The 2,547-nt window shown below is 49.2% G+C and carries 2 protein-coding genes, 1 tRNA gene and 1 pseudogene; 2 read left to right on the forward strand and 2 right to left on the reverse strand.

What is annotated here, in order from left to right:
* On the reverse strand, positions 1-583 hold a 583-nt coding region (locus ABYW01_RS19080; protein WP_372835909.1), incomplete at its 3' end, for an Arm DNA-binding domain-containing protein.
* A 409-nt stretch (positions 584-992) separates the two neighbouring features.
* A tRNA-Leu gene (locus ABYW01_RS19085) sits at positions 993-1,079 on the reverse strand.
* Positions 1,080-1,390: 311 nt separating this feature from the next.
* Here ABYW01_RS19085 and queA point away from each other — a divergent pair.
* A complete protein-coding gene (gene queA, locus ABYW01_RS19090) occupies positions 1,391-2,437 on the forward strand; it encodes a tRNA preQ1(34) S-adenosylmethionine ribosyltransferase-isomerase QueA (RefSeq protein ID WP_372835910.1) in 1,047 nt (348 codons plus the stop codon).
* Positions 2,434-2,547: pseudogene (tgt, locus tag ABYW01_RS19095) on the forward strand (tRNA guanosine(34) transglycosylase Tgt); the annotation flags it as partial. The gene queA and the pseudogene tgt, both read left to right, overlap by 4 nt.

Here is a 2,547-nt window from a genome sequence, read left to right on the forward strand (position 1 = left end):
CTAATTGACTCATCGTCTTTAGCAGGGCGACTATGCGATTACAGGTCGCGGGTGCCAGTGCCTTACGATGAGTATTTGCTGTATTTAGATCAAGTTGCAGCTGTAGTACATGCGACGCCTTTAACTCACGAAATAGCAGATGTCCGTATCGGGGCTCGATATGTTTCATAAACCGCTGTCGTTCATGATCCCATGAACTATAACGGGTATGCTTTTTTTGATACGGCAGATAAGTATTCCAAAAGAATTCAGCAATAGTGGGCTGCATTTTTTGTGTTTCTTGTTCTGCTTTAGGGTCGATGCCTTCTGCTAACATTGCTCTATATCGACGTGCAGCTTTACGAGCTGTGGCAACATTGATATCAGGAAAACGACCAAGAGCGATACTTCGCTTACGTGAGTTGAACGTGTAACGAAAAAGAAAGCGTTTGTTCCCGCTCTTACCGCTCAAACACTTCAAGCCTAAAGCGCTACTACCATTATCTGATACATCACTCACTTCGAGGTCGGTACTCGCAGACGTTGGGGGGTTAGCGGGTAATGCCCGAATGCGGGCGTCAGTGAATTTAAATTGCTTGTTCATTGAAACCTCCGGAAATGGATATCCAGGGTTTTGATATACGTTTGATGGGATTGTTAATACGGTTATGAGTTGGGCAATTTATAAAGTAAAAAGACCGTAGCCGGACCGGAAGTAGACCAGAAGGGTGCGTCGTAGCTCTCTCTGGTAATACTTGAGTTATAAAAGCAGCGTTAGAGGGTAGTGCTTAGTTCTGTAGATTGATGGATAGCTTTGCGCACAGAATCCGCACAGAGGGCTGCCTGGATATGGACCGGAGGAGGTAATGTAGACGGCGTTAAAAGAGAGGCTTGGGGTGTATTTAATGGCTATTAAATGGACATTGGAAACTTGATGAGGAATTTTAGGCACAAAAAAATCGAGGGCTAGTTAGCGCTCGATCTTGAAAAAATCTCTTATTTTTCAAAGAGTTTGGTACCAGTGAGCGGACTTGAACCGCTACGCCATTGCTGGCAACGGATTTTGAATCCGTCATGTCTACCAATTCCATCACACTGGCATCGTACTTTACATTTGCGCCTATTCTAACGATCAGGATTCATAACACAAGGCCTTTTGAATCCCCTATGTCTACCAATTCCATCACACTGGCATCGGTCTTGTTGAGCGTCTTCCTGTACGTGTAGATCCTGTAACACAAAAGCCCGTTGAGCCTCTGTCGTTAGCAATTTCACTACGGTTGCACAGCAAAGAGAGGCGTATTATAGAAATCTTTTACGTGACGTCAATGGGTTAGTGTCATTTGTCTGCAAAATTTTTGCGATTCCTTTAGAATACGCGACCTTCGAATTGCGAGTGTAAGTACGCTAGATGCAGGTTAAAGATTTTCATTTTGAGCTTCCCGAGGAGCTGATCGCCAGCTTTCCGCTGGAAAAGCGGACGCAGAGCCGATTGCTTTGCCTTGATGGGAACAGTGGTGAGCTGACTCACCGACACTTTGCCGATGTGCTGGATCTGGTTGAGCCGGGTGATCTGGTGGTGTTTAACGATACCCGCGTGATCCCTGCGCGTCTGTTTGGCCAGAAGGAAAGCGGCGGTAAAATTGAGGTGCTGATAGAGCGGGTGCTGGATGAAAAGCGCGCGCTGGCCCATATCCGTTCCAGCCGGTCGCCGAAGCCCGGCGCTAAGCTGCTGCTGGAAGGTGATCTCGAAGCAACGATGGTGGCGCGCCACGATAAGTTGTTCGAGCTGGAATTTGAGCTGGACGGTCATTTGATTGCCGCGCTGGAGCAGTTTGGTCATATGCCACTGCCACCGTATATGAAGCGTGAAGATCAGTTGTCTGATCGTGAACGTTATCAGACGGTGTATAACGCTAAGCCAGGCGCGGTCGCCGCGCCAACGGCAGGCCTTCACTTTGATGAGGCGTTGCTGGCTCAGCTGGAAGAAAAGGGCGTAGAGAAAGCCTTCGTGACCTTGCACGTGGGTGCGGGGACCTTTCAGCCGGTGAAAGTGGACAGCATCGACGAGCATAAGATGCACGCTGAGTATATCGAAGTCAGCGAAGCCGTCTGTGAACAGGTGAAAGCGACTAAGGCCCGCGGCGGTCGTGTGATCGCGGTGGGCACAACCAGTGTGCGCTGTCTGGAAACCGCCAGTAAAGAGGGTGAGATCCAGCCGTATATGGGCGACACCGATATCTTTATCTTCCCCGGTTATGAATACCGCGTGGTTGATGTGCTGATTACTAATTTCCACCTACCGGAATCCACCTTGCTGATGCTGGTGAGTGCCTTTGCGGGTTACGAACATGTGATGCAGGCATACAAGGTGGCGGTAGAAGAGTGTTACCGTTTCTTCAGTTACGGTGATGCGATGTTTATTACCCGTAAGACCGGGTCTTTGGAGGCAAAGTGAGCCGAGAGTGTTTCATGAAGTTTGAGAAGCTGGCTGATGACGGGAAAGCCCGTCGTGGTCGCCTCTCATTCCCACGCGGTGAGGTGGAAACCCCTGCGTTTATGCCGGTA

Source organism: Pontibacterium sp. (assembly GCF_041587635.1).
In the GTDB taxonomy this organism is placed as follows: Bacteria; Pseudomonadota; Gammaproteobacteria; order Pseudomonadales; family Balneatricaceae; genus Pontibacterium.

What these genes read in the sequence shown, in the direction of transcription:
- queA (WP_372835910.1), top strand. Translation starts at nt 1,391, where the DNA reads ATGCAGGTTAAAGATTTTCATTTTGAGCTTCCCGAGGAGCTGATCGCC.